Origin of the sequence: Peribacillus sp. YIM B13481 (assembly GCF_042787985.1) — a bacterium.
Taxonomy (GTDB): domain Bacteria; phylum Bacillota; class Bacilli; order Bacillales; family DSM-1321; genus Peribacillus; species Peribacillus simplex_A.
The window spans coordinates 42477-57731 of sequence record NZ_JBHZPE010000031.1 but is presented as its reverse complement, the minus strand read 5'-3'; the positions used below and the strand labels follow the sequence as shown (position 1 = coordinate 57731).

The following is a 15255-nucleotide window of genomic DNA, read 5'->3' as shown; positions in this document are numbered from 1 at the left end:
AATATATTTTCAAGGGTTATGAAATCCTGCGAATAAGTGAGCATTCGAGAGCTATAGCTATCATACTGAGGGAGTTGATTAAGGGTATTTTTTTATTTTAATTTGAATGTATGATTTTGCAAATTATCGCACAAACAAAAGGCCACCAATTTGGTGGCTTTCTTCAGCACTAACATCACATTAGTTAATAAAAATCGTTCATTTGTATTACTTTGGCACCTTTTGGTGGTTTGACTTCAAAGAAATTGGCATTAACTTCTACATTAACCTTAAAATCAATTACTTTCGAATCCTCAACTCGCTGATCACCATTTACATTAATTTCTCTTAAGATAAACTTGGTTTCTTGATCAAACCAGAGTTCTGTGTTCCCTTCAATTAGGTATTTATCAACTGTTCTACCTAAAAACGAATCAAATCCAAGTTTTTGCACCTTTGATTTATCCATTTCTTTAAAAAGTTCCTCTTCAAATGATTGCGATGAACGTTTATTTTTCCAAATGGTAAATGTGTTTTTCACTTTATCATATTGCCCTACTAATTTACCATCTGAAACGGTGTAGTCTCCGTTTTCGAATTTTTTAAATTCCTTTTCTCCTGATAAATAAGTTGTAAGTTTTCTCCCATCAGAGGATATTTCAACACCCATAAATGCTAAGGTTGGAGGCATTTTATTAAGATTATCTTGTATATCAGAAAAGTTATCCGAAATAACCAAATTTATAGCTTTTTCAATTGTTTGGCTTATTGCTGCCTTTACGGTAGGAATATTCCACATTCCTACACTCAGAACTGTCATTATCAACAATGAAGCAACAGCATAATTCCACTTAAATACATTTTTTAATTGCTTTTTACCCTTTTGATTTAATACTGATTTTATATTCACATTTTCAGTGAACTTATACTGATTAGCAGCTCTTTGTAAGGTTTCTTTCAATTTTCTTTCCATAAATAATCCCCCTTTAACCATAATAATGAGTTATTTGAGAGAATAACTTTTTTTAGTTTTTTCCTAGCATTATAAAGCCTTGACTTTACTGTGCCTTCACGGATATTTAGTGTTAATGCAATTTCTGAAATAGTGAGTTCTTGAAAATAATGCAACACAATTACAGCCTGATATTTTCCCTTTAAGGTTTTGACCATATCAATTAGAAACTGGTCCTCTTCTTTTAATTCGTATTCTTTTTCGGGATTATCATTGTTTTCGTGTTTATCCTGTAATTGAATAGTGAATCGTTGTTTTCTCTTTAATTTTAGTGAACAATTAATAACAATACGATTAAACCAGGTTTTAAATGATGCTCTTTTATTATCAAACCTTTTTATTGATGAGTGAGCTTGAATAAGAGCTTCCTGAACTGCATCTTCTGCTAGAGCATAATCGTACAATAACAAATAAGCAGTTTGTTGAGCTTGTCTCATATATGGTTTCATCAAGAAGTTGAAAGAATTATCATCTCCTTGTATTGCTTTATGAATTAACGACATTTCATTCACCTTTAATGTCCCCCCTCTCACCTACTTATTACCATTGAAGAGTTATAAGGTTCATTTTTTAAACAATCATTTATCAAAAATTTGGATACCTTATTTATATGTCTAATTTGTCCAATGATCATACATTCAAAAGACACCAAAATTAGTAGCCTTCCTACACTAACCTGCCCCGATAGTTGCATAACAAAAAGCTGCCTTAAAGACAGCTCCGATCTTCAGCTAACGCACCCGTTAGTTCAACAAGAAAAGGATTCAACTAGGTTAGTTTAACCTGTTACCACAGTTACTTTTGGTTCTTCACAAGAAATAACATCAATCGTGTGATTTAAGCAGGGAAACTGATAATGTATGTAATTTTCATAGGGACATACATCTTCTCGTTCATTCGTGGCTATTTTTATAAAATCCAAATACCTTGACTTGGTATATATTCCGAAATAGCTCTCCCTTTGATATTTCAGAATTATCTATAGAATATGAAAAACATTCATCGATAACAGAATATGAAATATATGATTCAAATTATAATTGGACCATAGGTAAATCGATGTTGAACTTGCTTCTATTAATAAGCAATCGTAATGAATTTTCTTTGGGTGCTATTATTTTTTCCAAATAGATATATCCTTTCTCTTGCATCAATTCATTAAAATCCACTTCATTATCACTCATTTCTTAATTTGACTATTTAAATTATACTTCATTTCTCAGTCGTCTTATTGAACTATCCTGCCCCGATAGTTCCATAAAGAAAAGCTGCCTTAAAGACAGCTCCGATCTTCAGCTAAAGCAAACGTTTGTTTAAGTGTATTATTTCACAAACCTTCAGTTGTTTTAGCTTAATGCCTTTTATATCTTCAATTTATTTTGTTACATTGGGATAACCCCATGCAGGAAAAAGAAAGGACGAGTGCATCAAGCAATCGCCTTCCATTCTGCAAGCTGTTTCGTTTGTTAGACCGAAATGATACCGCCTGTTGGGACTGGGACTGATGGACCGGTTACTTCAATGTCTGCATCAACAAACAACGCATGAGGGAAAGTTGCCCCTGCATCGTCAAAAGCCAAATCCGGCCCAGAACCAAATATTCTTCCAGCAATTACTTCTACGCTAAGTTTGTTTTTCTTTTCGTTGCGGTCAATATCGCCCCAAAATGAAAAACGCCATGTTCCGAAAGCCGGGGGAGAAGCGGGACCGGTGACTACGATGAGGAGGGTATGGTGAGGGAGAACTGTTACTGTCCAGTTACCATTTGGTGGAGACGAAATTTCCGGGTTTTGAACGCCAGGAGCTACCCCAGGAGAGGAAAATTCCACTAGGAAATTCGCAGTAAGCGGTTTTGAACTCGGATTTTTGAAATAGATGTTGATCATATCATTGCTATCTGGCGCTTGGTTATCAACGGGCACATGAAATACACCAGTTGTAATTGCCTCTACCATTTTACCACTCTCTACTGATGAACTTTCTTCTAAGAAATTTTCTTCAAAGTTGTTATTCAAATAAATTCTTCCTTTCAATCAATAAAAATTTTTTTCCTAAATTTAATATATTCGTGATACAGCTTTTTTGTATGGATCAATTCGCTGATAAAAAAACACAAGTTTCGAAAATAAGAGAATTAGATTAAATGTCTTCTTATACTCAATACAAAGAATTATTTAGCTTTACCTAGTACACGCCAAATGGTCAGCTACCTCTTCCTGCTACTTTCATAGTGAGGTGGGTTTGTGATGTCGCTCTTAACTACAATGAAATTGGCATTACCAAACAACATAATCCTCTCTGATAATTGGAGTGTCTGATAGTTTATCCTTCTTCCACTAACCTGCCCCGATAGTTGCATAACAAAAAGCTGCCTTAAAGACAGCTTTGATTTTCAGCTAACGCACCCGTTAGCCATTCATGAAGCGCAAAAATCAGCGCTTCACCACAGAGAATGAAAATTGGTCTCTATGTCGATAATGTTTTAATGGCTGGCGAAGAAGGTCTTTGAACTATGGTGCCTTTGAGCCCATCCGTTAGTCTGACTCCGATGACCACGGTGTACCACCGACTGTCGCGCCCTTTATGGGTAGCACTCATGGGAGATTAATCCTTTTTTGGTCGTCGCGCTAGCCTCTACTTAATTTGCTATAATTGGAGGTTTTTGTTTAACGATTTACCAAACTCAATCAGATCACTCATAAGGCTCAGCCTTTTTTTAAAAAGCGTTTTTACTGGGTCTATTTTATTGTGGTTTTTTCTAGATTTTGTGCTTTTTTAATTTTCATGGGAGTTTAAGTACAAACCTTCACAATCCAACCTGCCCCGTTAGCCATACATGAAGCGCAAAAATCAGCGCTTCACCACAGAGAATGAAAATTGGTCTCTATGTCGATAATGTTTTAATGGCTGGCGAAGAAGGTCGTTGAACTATGGTGCCTTTGAGCCCATCCGTTAGTCTGACTCCGACAACCACGGTGTACCACCGACTGTCGCGCCCTTTATGGGTAGCACTCATGGGAGATTAATCCTTTTTTGGTCGTCGCGCTAGCCTCTACTTAATTTGCTATAATTGGAGGTTTTTGTTTAACGATTTACCAAACTCAATCAGATCACTCATAAGGCTCAGCCTTTTTTTAAAAAGCGTTTTTACTGGGTCTATTTTGTTGTGGTTTTTTCTGGATTCTGAGCTTTTTTAATTTTCATGGGAGTTCCATAAGACTTATTGTAGAGGTAACATATACTGTGAATAAAATAGACGGTTTCACCGTCTAATAGATTGCACTAGTTTTCTTAGTAAAAACAAAACTAATATTGCGAAAAGAGAAGATAGAATTAATCCTGGAATATTTATAGTAGTTAACAAATTCACACCGCCCACCTTTTCACCGTGCAGTTTGTGTCATTATGATTTAAGGTGAGAACTTATATTTTACGTTTAGACAGAATAACATGTCCTAACATAGCTAGAATGATACCTATTACAATATTTTGTATAGACAAGCTAGTTATTTTTGAAGATACTTTCATATCAAAGGAGAAAGACATGACATTATATAATGGGAATAGATTACTTCCCATTGTCCAATACTTCATTGTTATATACCCTACTATCAAAAGTAAGGGAAAAATAATATTTCTAGACAACACCATAAGAGTGAAACCTAAGTAACTATATAATATAGTTTGAGGTATATATATAATGGATATATCCATTATAGAAATATCTGGATGCTTTAATGTAATAGTAACGAGAAGTATAAAGAACCCTATTAGAAAGAAAATAAAAAAGCTTGTTACTCTTATGATTCCGTGAAAGAACGATGAAAGTGGATAGCTAAAGAGCACCTCAGATGCTCGATCTTCATAATAATCGAAGAATAAATACATAGACCACCATGCTGCAAAGGGACAAATAACAAATTCAATTATATTTGACGTGTGTCTAATCACATCTACACTTGAAGAGAAGTTAACGTAGATAATCCCCAATAAGATAACAAATAAAGGTGCATAAAAAGATACACCCATAGATTTAATTTCAAACTGCAAATCTAACTTTTTAGCAGAGTTCACTGTTATTCCCCTCTCCTAGTGAGATACAAGTAAGCATCTTCAATAGTAGGGGAAACTTCCGTTTGTTCCTCCTGTTCTTCTATAAAGTAGCGTACAAGGCACTTATCCTCTTGTTGCTTAAAAGAAATTACTTGATTCTGAATAGAATCTGCCTCTTCCATAGTTAGAAGCTCTTCCTTAATTTTCCCTTTAACTATTGCCTTTAAGTCTTCTTTTTTTCCTGTAAAGATGATTTCTCCCTGTTTTAAGATTCCGATATAGTCACATGTCATTTCTACATCTTCAACTATATGAGTAGAGATTAATATAGTTCGATTTCTCCCTAATTTTCTTAATAAATTTCGAAAACGTACACGTTCTTCGATGTCTAGTCCTACAGTAGGCTCATCAACAATTAATAAGCGAGGGTTTCCGAGTAAAGCTTGAGTAATTCCGACACGTCTAAGCATTCCTCCGGAGAGTTGCTTAATTTTCTTTTTCTTATGCTCTTGTAGATTCACTTCTTGAAGGAGTAAATCAATCTCTTTTTTTGCTTTTGATTTTTCGATCCCCTTTAGGACAGCTAAGTGGAGTAAACACTCCACTACTGTTACATTTTTATATAAAGAGAAATGTTGAGGTAAATAACCGATATAAGAACGAACTACATTTTGATCATTCCACGAAAGATCGTCATTCATTTTAATTTCTCCACTATCAGCTGGCACTAAAGTTGTTAAAATTCTCATCAATGTAGTTTTGCCGGCACCATTTGGTCCTAGTAGTCCGAAAGAACCTTGGATATCAAATGTTAGGTTTTTTAAAATTTGTTTATTTTGATAAGATTTATTGACCTCTTTTAAGCAAATGCATTCCATAATGTTCTCCTCATTTTGAATTTTCTTCTTTTAGAATGTCATATAATTTATTCCATTTTTGGGAAGTTGGATGTTGAATTAAAGAATACCATTCTTTATATACTGAGCTTTCAGGATTCAATGAATCCTTGTTTTTTAGCCATACGTTGACTTGTTCTTTTACTTTTTGTTTAGCTTGATTTTCTCCTATTGCATATCTAATGAGATAATCTAAAGAAGAAGACTCTACGCCCTCATTAGGAAGTTGAAGGGTATTATTTAGAGCTCTCCCAAATACATTTGAGAATAAAATATTAAATTCAAAATCTTCTTTATAAGATGATACTTTAGTTTTCGCAAATACTAACTGAGGAGTAAAGTCTCCTAGACGATCAACTGTAAAGAATGGAGTAGAAGGATAATCTATATGATTGAATCCCCAAATTAAATATTCATTATTCCACCATGTTCCTTCTCCTGGCAAACCATCACTTATGTTTTGATTTGGAACAAAATAAATGGTACGAGGAACAGTGAGTTGATCATCCTTTAATGTAGTTTTCATCACCTTTGTAACATCGTTTAAATAGTTGTAAATGCTATCTGTATGCTCAAATTGTGATTCCCAAGTATTAGGGAAGACATATGTCACATTATTATCAATCTTAGATGATAATTGCCCAGATAATAAAGAGATACCATCGATGGAAGTTCCTTCCCAAGTTCCTTCTCCTGTTTTTGTTAAATTTGTATATAATTCATTTGCACCTTTTACCTTAAGATGATACTCTTTCTTGTCATTAGGTTGATGAGGTACTCGGTGTATGAAATGGTATTTCGTTACAATATCAAAAGCTGGAAGGGAATTTTCGCTTGGTAACCAAGGCATATAATTTGGTAGATAAACAGCTTGAGAATTTCCAAAATAGAGATTAGATTGTAATCCTTCATAGTTAAATTCTAGTCTTCTATTGTCATTGGGTTTCCAAATATTGTCTTCAAAATATAAAGTGACCGAGTCATTTTTTTGTTTAAATTTAATCTCTTTCCCATCCATCTTTACTTGATGAATATGTAACTCATGGAATAAGCCAAGTTTAATTTGATTAAATTCTTTGGTAGCTGTGCTAATTGCTTGTATTTTAACTGAAACATTGAGATTAGCTTTAGTACTTAACTCAATATCGTATTTTTTTAAACTAATAGGATTCCCAAATGAATCATTTACTGATATCTTATGTTCTCTATAATATCGATTTGTTGCATCGTCATCATCGGAAAGAACCTGAAGGGGTTGTAGTACATACGCAACGGAACCTACTAAGATAACTACCATAGGTATTATAGAATATTTCAATTGTGATTTAGATATTATCATTCTATTCTTCCATGTTAATAAGAATAGAACGGTTAACAATGAAATGATTAACAGCTTCTTATCCCAATGAATAGGATCTAATGAGAAACCGTATAAACTGTTATATCCTCTGGTTATGTTAGGTTCTCCTAAGTTTAGAATTTTATCAATTCTAAATTTGGAAGGGACCTCTCCTTCTGTATTAAACACAACGTAATTCAAAGGCATCGTGAAAACGTAGATAGTAAGTGCTATTAAATAAACGAACTTTCCTCTTATCCAAAGAGATAATAAATTTCCTAACAAGAACATTATGAAAGAGGACAATCCCCAATATAACCAAATATATTTTAACACCGATAAGAAATACGTTTTATTGTTAAAATCTTTTGTGAAAAATAAGTACAGATAAACAACAAAGAACAATACCGTAATTAACACTACTGAACTAAGAATGAGTAACCATTTTGCAAGTGTCTTATATAAGACTGCATTCTTTATAATGCTAAAAGTTTCATGAATTTCTTCTTTTTCATCAATTTTAGCTAAATATATGCCAATGAATAAATAGCAAACCATGAGAGCTAAAACTACAGGATTAGCAAATACTACTGACTGAGGATCATTTAATGAGCTATAAACGAAAAATAAAAATGATCCGTAAATAAGAATACCTAAGAATAATATAGGAACAACCCATGTACGGGCTAATATTCTAAGATAAAATGTATAACAATTTATTAGTTTCAATGTCTTTCACCCTTTCAAACTGGTTAAATAAAGAGACGTTAATCATCGAACTTTCTATTGCTAAGTGTTGTCCTAGTTGATGTGTATATAATTACAACATAACTATCCTTCCCCGTTAGTGCCATAAGAAAAAGGTTGCCTCAGCAACCTTCCTTATTGAAGTAAAGATCCATTAGTTGAAGAGCAAAGTAGTATTATACAAAGTATATTAATCCAGAAATCCCCAAACAGATTACAGCTATGAGACCTGAGAATAATGCTATTTTCGTTCTAAAGCTTCGATTTTTTGTTGTTTCTGAATGAAAATTTGCTCTTTGTTGTTGTCCACCTGTCCATGCTCCGATAAAAACACCTGAAATAACAATACTTACTATCCCAACAATAAGAAAAAACTGAAACATTAATAACTCCCCCTTGTTAGGCTCTCATGTGCTTTAGTTACATATTATACCATGGAATTCATTGGGTTTCTTATAGAACTATCCTGCCCCGATAGTTCAATAAGACTTATTGTAGAGGTAACATATACTGTGACATAAAAAAAAAGACGGTTTTACCGTCTAATAGATTGAACTAGTTTTTTTAGTAAAAATAAAACTAATATAGCGAAAAGAGAAGTTAGAATTAATCCTGGAATATTGGACGAATCTTTTTATGGATTCGTCAACAGTTTTTCTTCATTTGACCCAAGCTTGATCGTGTATTCAGTCGGTATCCATAAGCCTGTATTCTCATTTCTTCCTTGGAGAACATATTTCGGGTTGTTTTTGCCCATCCGTTCTGCAGCTGTTTTCGCAAGCTTGCCGATATCACCTGTTTTGAGGCGGTTGATAATTAAACCGAGTTTCAAACTCTTTATTGTCAGCATTTCATAATCTGTGCTGCTGTCTCCCGCTACGAATATCGGACCGTATCCGCCCCGCGTTTTGGAGATGGCGTGTTCGATCACTTCCACCTTACCTTCTCGAGCAGTGATCGGCCAATTGTCTTCATATTCTGCTTGAGTAATTCCTTCCTTCTTTTTTAATCTCATCCCAAAGACATTTTCCTTTGGAACGTTGTAGCCGTATTTTGGATTTGACGAAAATACCTCCACCACCTCTTCCATCGAAGCCGAAATAACAAAAACGTCAATCCCATTCTCCATAAAAGTATGCATTAAGTTTGCGATTTCCGAGGCCAGACGCAGTCCTGTTTTATAGGTAACTTGAACAGTACCGGCTTTTCCTAACATTGACCCAGGACTGATAAGCGTCACCGATGCCATTTCCGCCCCTAAATTATAATCGTTTGAAGCCTCTGCAAGCTGCTGTACTTCTTCGGTCGACATGTTGGCAAATAAATAAAGCACCCATGGATATCCGATTTCAACACCGTATGTTTCCCCAATGGCTTCATACAGAAAGTACATTTTCGCTTTAAAATCTTTAAACTGATCAGTTGAATGAAGCGTTTCTAACCTCTCTTTTCCATTCATCCCATTATAGTTGGAATAAAGAAAGTCGTAATCGCGCTTCAGATCCTCGGAGATTTCCTTAAGAGTTACCGCATTTCCTTGAAGGTTTTTAAACTCTTGTGAAAAGGGTCCATTCGGCACATTCTTTTTGATCACTTCATAAAACTCTTCCGGTTGCATGTTATATGCCAAGTGATCAATTTGATAAAGAAAGAGGGCCTCCTCCGTATCATTCATGATGCTCGTATGATCCCAATCAAAAACAACATAAGGTTTTCGATTTGGATCGTATCCTGTACTTCCAGCACAATGCTTATCAATTAGGTTTTGAACAGACTTATAGGTGTCAGGAGCCCATTTCCCTTTATCCAGCACTTGAATACAATGGCCCTCCCTATTTTGCGGAGTTGAAACTGCTTTTCCGCTTGCAGCCGCTCCTAAGGAAGCATACAAAAACAAGCAAATAACGATCATGCCAAATAAAGCTTTTAATTTAGTTCTCTTATTCATATTATCCCTCCCTAAAAAATGCAAAAGACGCCTGCCCAATAGCTCGTTATTAGCTATTGAAACAGGCGCCATTGCCGATTGATTCTTTTATGCATAAATATTATCACGAATTTTCAAAATAATCAATTATTTATTCATGGTTCTTTTCTTAACAATTGTAACTTTATAAAAAAGGATTTCTGTAATACTTATTCAATTAAGCGCCTGTTTTGCTCAAAAATCACAAAAGAGCTACATTAATACGGCTAATTTTAACATCTTACATGTTTGCGTTTAAAACCAAGCCTTCCTTTATCAACTGCTTTTTGAATACTTTCGTAAGCATTTAGAATACTGCTTTTTTTCTTGTCCCGTTTGACTTCTAATATTCCTATTGCCTTTGCGGTCTCGACTGCCTTTTCATGGAGTGGCACATATGAAATCGCCACGGTGTATAGAAAATTATTCATAGCGGATTTCGTTCGTTCTGGCGAATCGTGAATCGTATTTTTCACAATGTCAAGCATATTGGAAATCTTGCTTTCTGAAAATTCAACGTCTAGTCGATTCCCTAAAAGCCAGCAGTAGCAACTCCAGCCCGCTGACATTCTCAGCTCTTCACCGCTTGCGATCCATTTATCTGCAACTTCTTGTGCAATATCTGACTCTGATAAAGTTACAGCCACTACAAAATCGGACAGCATATAAAAATACGCAGCATCCATCCAACGATCATAATCCGACTCAGTCATGGCTTTTGGGTCTGCAATAATGCCTGCAAAGTACATTGCATCGTAGTTCCCCGTGGAATAAAGCTCTTCAGCTAAACTTTGACTTATTTTTATTTTCTTTGCAATTGGTTTCATAGCTCCTGTAGCCACGCCAAAAAGCGGCTCATGCGCACCATTGGATATGTATATTTTTTTAGTTCGTTCCTTGCCAAGGGCTTCAAGCTCCTGCATAACCATTTCTAAATTCATCGTTTAGCACTTCCTTCTTTTTGGAGTTTTTCACCTAATATTTTACCCATCAAATATATGACCATTATCCTATAACAAACTACCATTTGTCAGCAGAACTACCGTCTAAGCATATCAGTGTTACGCAGGAATCCACTAAATGCATGTTGGCACTTTGTTCTCGAACAGATGGTAAGAAACAACGCCTTCTGTTACAGCCAAGGCTCATCCTTTTTATAAAAAGCGTTTTACCAGGTCTATTGTTGTGGTTTTTTCTAGATTTTTTGTTTTTTTAATTTTCAGGGAGTTCATTAAGAATAAGGCGATACTTCAATAAAGAATTAGGGTATATCCTGTTATGTATTACTATTAGTTCATTTATTTAATTTCATTTTAGACTTTAAATTTAAGATAAACTCGTACCCGAAAGCTACTAACAATCCAGTCCAAAAAATTACAACGGAAGTAAAAGGCTCAGTTCCATATATTAGAAAGTAAATATAATTTATAAATAATAGCAACATATAGGTGTAAAAACCAAGTATTGCCCCTTTTCTCCAATTAATTGACTCTTTTTTAGACATACTTCTGAAGAATTTCATTTTAAACCTCCACAATATACATTTACCCTTGCAGTTCCATTAATGCTCTTTAGTCACCCTACTGCGAATCTTTTTGTCATTTTCGAGTATTTGAAGTAAAGTTTGCCCATTTGCAGGAAGAAAGGCACATAAATATACGTTCAATTGAATTGGACGATATTTGGCTGTCTGTATTATGACAATTCCCCCATGCTCTGACCCACTAAAATAACCTGTTCAGATTCACAGCCAAAATGCTCATAGACGGTCAGTAAAGTCTTCCAACGTAACTTTGGAAGATGCGGTTTTATCCTTTTCATGTCCGGGTAACTCCAAGGTTAATACCTGATGTCAAGCGCCACAAAGGGACAACCCTCTCCCAGCTACACTCTCCATGTCATGCTCCATGAACTAACAAATATGTACTCATATAGTCACTCCTTTTTATCTTACGCTTCATTAAAAAATCCAATTAAAGTCCACCGTCTAAACCATCAATCTTTATCCCTCTACTCCAATCACGAGTGACTTTTAATTCATGATCTATGGTGGTTATCGTGACCTCTCCTTCTTTCTCATAAATTTTAGATGAATTCTCGTCATAAACTTTAAATTCCGTTGTGTATGTGTAATCTATTGTGCCGTCTTCATTTTTCCTTTGTTCTTCAAGCTTCACATCTTGCACTACAATGCTTTTATTAATTTCTTTGGCTACCAATGAAGGGATTGAATAATAACGGTTAAGAATTTGGGCATTATATTCATCTTCTGATAAATATTCTTTAACATTGTCTGCAATTTCAGCAAAGGTCGGCGGATTGGCTGGATCTTTGATGGTATATCGTGCAGTATAATAGCCTTTAAATAACTTTTCAGCCTCTTCCACTTTGACCACATTTTCCTCTTTAACAGGTTTCCGCTCTGATGCCTCACCGTTTTCTTTGACTACTTCCTTGTTACATGCACTTGCCCCTATAATCAGCACAAATAAAAACAATGAGCCAAGAATTTTTTTTATATTAGCCACCCCATTTTTATACATTTCAACTATTACCAAAATGAATTTTATTAATGGTATGAGAAGCTTTTAGTTGTTCAAAATAAGATGAGGGCAGATTACTTATCATACAAAATCAACAAAAAACAAAAAATATATTGAAATATCAATTTTATTTAGTTATAATACGATACGTTCTTAAATATTAGTTTGTATATAATTTTTAGAAAATTTAATAATTTTCCAAAATAGTAAATTTTGGTTTTTTGTGGAGGGTTTATTTTGTCTAATAAAGTACCATTTTCATTTATAGTAGTGATTGGGTTAATGTTATTTGCCCTATTCTTCGGGGCAGGAAATCTAATTTTCCCGCCAATGCTTGGTCAGTCAGCTGGAACGAATATCTGGTCAGCTAATGCAGGCTTTCTCGTAACCGGAGTAGGATTACCGTTACTTGGTGTAATGGCACTGGGTTTTTCGGGAAAAGATGATCTGCAATCATTAGCAAGCCGCGTCCATCCCGTGTTTGGTATTGTATTCACAACCGTTCTTTATTTAGCCATTGGTCCATTATTTGCAATGCCAAGAACAGGAAACGTATCTTTTGAGATCGGTGTCAAACCATTTTTGCCGGAAGGTTTCGGGCCGCTGCCTTTACTTATTTTCACCATCATCTTTTTTACGATTTCGTGCCTTCTTTCGCTCAATCCTGCGAAATTTGTCGAAATTGTGGGGAAAATTTTAACACCCATCAAGTTAACGTTCATTGGAATCCTGGTGATAGTCGCTTTTGTTCATCCAATTGGTGATTTTCAAGCACCTGCCAAAGGCTATACGATTCAACCATTTTTCAACGGGTTCAAAGAAGGCTATTTAACAATGGACACTCTTGCATCTTTTGTTTTTGGAATCATCATCATTAATGCCATAAAAGAAAAAGGTGCTAAAACAAAAAAACAAATAATGATCGTTTGTGGAAAAGCGACCGCAATTGCTGCCGTTATCCTTGCTACCTTTTATACAGCTCTCTCTTACATGGGTGCTTCAAGTGTCGAGAAATTTGGACACTTGGATAATGGAGGCAATGTCTTAGCAAAAGTCTCGGATTACTATTTTGGAGCATATGGTGGGCTATTATTGGGATTGATGATCACAGTAGCTTGTATAACGACGAGCGTTGGACTCATTACATCGTGCTCGACGTACTTCCATAAATTATTTCCAAAGCTGCCTTACAAAACAATTGCAATAAGCTTATCCATATTTAGTGCAATAATTGCCAATATTGGACTAACCGAGTTAATTGCAATTTCCGTACCTGTAATGACAGCCATTTATCCATTGGCCATTGTATTGATTTTCTTAACATTTTTCCATTCCATATTTAAAGGAAGGCCTGAAGTTTATCAAGGCAGCTTATTTTTAACATTCATCATCAGTTTAATGGATGGATTAAATGGAGCAGGGATTCACATTTCGTCCATCAATGATTTCTTCACTAAAATCCTTCCAATGTACGATACAGGGCTAGGGTGGGTCATCCCTGCAATAGTCGGAGGAATAATTGGGTATGCCTTCAGCATCTTACGTCCGGGTCATAATCATCAAATTGATTAAATGATATAAAATCGGTCCAGGAATCATTCCTGGACTTTTTTTTCTGTCGAATTACTTTCCTGTAGGCCGATTTATTTTCTTGTAAGTCGAATTATTTTCCTGTAGGTCGAATTGTCCTCATCGACATATGTAATTTGACCGTTTTGTTATCAATTTGACGGACACCTATAATCTCATATTGATTGGAAAAAAAAAACTGCGATAAAGGCAGCTCCGGCTATAGCTGGATAGCAGGATTTAAAATCCCATTTCTTGTATCTTCTTATTCGTTCGTAATTTCTTCAGCAATTGAAAAATTTGCCCCCTATGATGTGATTCATGTTCAATCAAATGGTAAACGACCCACTCAGGCGTGACGTCATATTGGTCAAGCACCCTCGGTTTACGCCAATCCGTTAGATTCATTGAACGGAAGTTTGAAAGAAAAACTTGACGTACTTTATTAAGGCGGTAGAAATGTTCTTCTAATGTTTGTCCTTCAATATGTGTTAGGGAGCCATCATCAGTACGGCATTCCAATGGAAACAAAGCACGGATTTCCGAATCCCATTCCGTAACAAGTACCTCCTCGTATAACCAATCTGCCTCGACCAATGCTATGTGATATAACATCGAGCCAATCGTTTGCCTTTCATCCATTTTCGAATCGAGTGAATTTTGGCTGATTCCAGTTAATTCCGTTATAAGCGTACGGCGAACATCTTCTAAACACCATAGCCACCGCCCAATTTCTTCTTCATATTCCGGTAATGCAGATACAATTAACGCTCTTCTCTCCAACAGAATCATCCTCCTCTTTTAAAAATACATTCTATTTAAAATGTTTGCTTCCTTCTTTACATTGAAATTCCCTGTTAATAATGAAAAAAGAGCAACCTTCAGATTGCTCTTTCGTTTGTATCTGATTTTTTCGTTTTATGTTATCTGTGACAAGTAAATCGATATTAACTCCCCAAAAAAAGATTGGATCTCATCTCCTCTGATATACGCCTGCTTTGTAGATAATCCTGTTCCCGTTCTTGTTCAACCATTATGCGTTGCTCCAGTTTTTGAGCATATAGTGCATAGCCGATACCATGAGCCTGAAACATTGCTTTTTCCATTGCCGACGTGTACGTTAATTCGAGAAAATTAATGAAGAATCAATC

General features: G+C 35.3%; 14 protein-coding genes. 1 reads left to right on the top strand and 13 read right to left on the bottom strand.

The genetic code is table 11. The features are described from left to right. Positions 1-184: 184 nt before the first annotated feature. The 11 genes from ACFX4X_RS17055 to ACFX4X_RS17005 all read right to left on the bottom strand — a co-directional run bounded on the left by ACFX4X_RS17055 (position 185) and on the right by ACFX4X_RS17005 (position 12535). Positions 185-952: a LolA family protein gene (locus tag ACFX4X_RS17055; protein ID WP_377384928.1), complete on the bottom strand. Its 768-nt coding sequence runs from the start codon at positions 950-952 to the stop codon at positions 185-187. Then, entirely contained in the window at positions 937-1494 is a 558-nt protein-coding gene (locus ACFX4X_RS17050; protein WP_377384930.1) for an RNA polymerase sigma factor, read from the bottom strand. Before ACFX4X_RS17050 ends, ACFX4X_RS17055 begins: the two co-directional genes overlap by 16 nt. A 963-nt stretch (positions 1495-2457) precedes the next feature. Beyond that, positions 2458-3006, bottom strand: a complete 549-nt coding sequence (locus tag ACFX4X_RS17045) for a hypothetical protein (RefSeq protein ID WP_377384926.1) — start codon at positions 3004-3006, stop codon at positions 2458-2460. 1408 nt (positions 3007-4414) lie between these two features. Beyond that, on the bottom strand, positions 4415-5065 hold the full coding sequence (locus ACFX4X_RS17040) for a hypothetical protein (RefSeq protein ID WP_377384925.1): 651 nt from the start codon (positions 5063-5065) through the stop codon (positions 4415-4417). A 2-nt stretch (positions 5066-5067) separates the two neighbouring features. Then, the gene (locus tag ACFX4X_RS17035; protein ID WP_377384923.1) at positions 5068-5922 is read right to left on the bottom strand and encodes an ABC transporter ATP-binding protein; all 855 of its coding nucleotides are present in this window, start codon (positions 5920-5922) and stop codon (positions 5068-5070) included. A gap of 10 nt (positions 5923-5932) precedes the next feature. Then, positions 5933-8008, bottom strand: a complete 2076-nt coding sequence (locus tag ACFX4X_RS17030) for a hypothetical protein (protein WP_377384921.1) — start codon at positions 8006-8008, stop codon at positions 5933-5935. Between the two features lie 194 nt (positions 8009-8202). Next, positions 8203-8409, bottom strand: a complete 207-nt coding sequence (locus ACFX4X_RS17025) for a DUF5316 family protein (protein ID WP_377384919.1) — start codon at positions 8407-8409, stop codon at positions 8203-8205. 251 nt (positions 8410-8660) lie between these two features. Continuing rightward, entirely contained in the window at positions 8661-9974 is a 1314-nt protein-coding gene (locus ACFX4X_RS17020; protein WP_377384917.1) for an HAD family hydrolase, read from the bottom strand. A gap of 251 nt (positions 9975-10225) precedes the next feature. Continuing rightward, positions 10226-10933, bottom strand: coding sequence for a DNA alkylation repair protein (locus ACFX4X_RS17015; RefSeq protein WP_289319548.1), 708 nt, complete (start codon positions 10931-10933; stop codon positions 10226-10228). A 754-nt stretch (positions 10934-11687) separates the two neighbouring features. Continuing rightward, a complete protein-coding gene (locus tag ACFX4X_RS17010) occupies positions 11688-11813 on the bottom strand; it encodes a hypothetical protein (protein ID WP_377384915.1) in 126 nt (41 codons plus the stop codon). 152 nt (positions 11814-11965) lie between these two features. After that, on the bottom strand, positions 11966-12535 hold the full coding sequence (locus ACFX4X_RS17005; protein ID WP_377384913.1) for a hypothetical protein: 570 nt from the start codon (positions 12533-12535) through the stop codon (positions 11966-11968). 237 nt (positions 12536-12772) lie between these two features. Between ACFX4X_RS17005 and brnQ the strand changes: the two genes are divergently transcribed. Then, a complete protein-coding gene (gene brnQ / locus ACFX4X_RS17000; RefSeq protein WP_377384911.1) occupies positions 12773-14107 on the top strand; it encodes a branched-chain amino acid transport system II carrier protein in 1335 nt (444 codons plus the stop codon). A gap of 237 nt (positions 14108-14344) precedes the next feature. On the opposite strand, the gene ACFX4X_RS16995 is transcribed toward brnQ, so the two are convergent. Both ACFX4X_RS16995 and ACFX4X_RS25540 read right to left on the bottom strand, forming a co-directional pair. Next, entirely contained in the window at positions 14345-14887 is a 543-nt protein-coding gene (locus ACFX4X_RS16995; RefSeq protein ID WP_377384909.1) for a DinB family protein, read from the bottom strand. 164 nt (positions 14888-15051) lie between these two features. After that, positions 15052-15198, bottom strand: a complete 147-nt coding sequence (locus tag ACFX4X_RS25540) for a YuzK family famiily protein (protein ID WP_475726846.1) — start codon at positions 15196-15198, stop codon at positions 15052-15054. Positions 15199-15255: the final 57 nt, after the last annotated feature.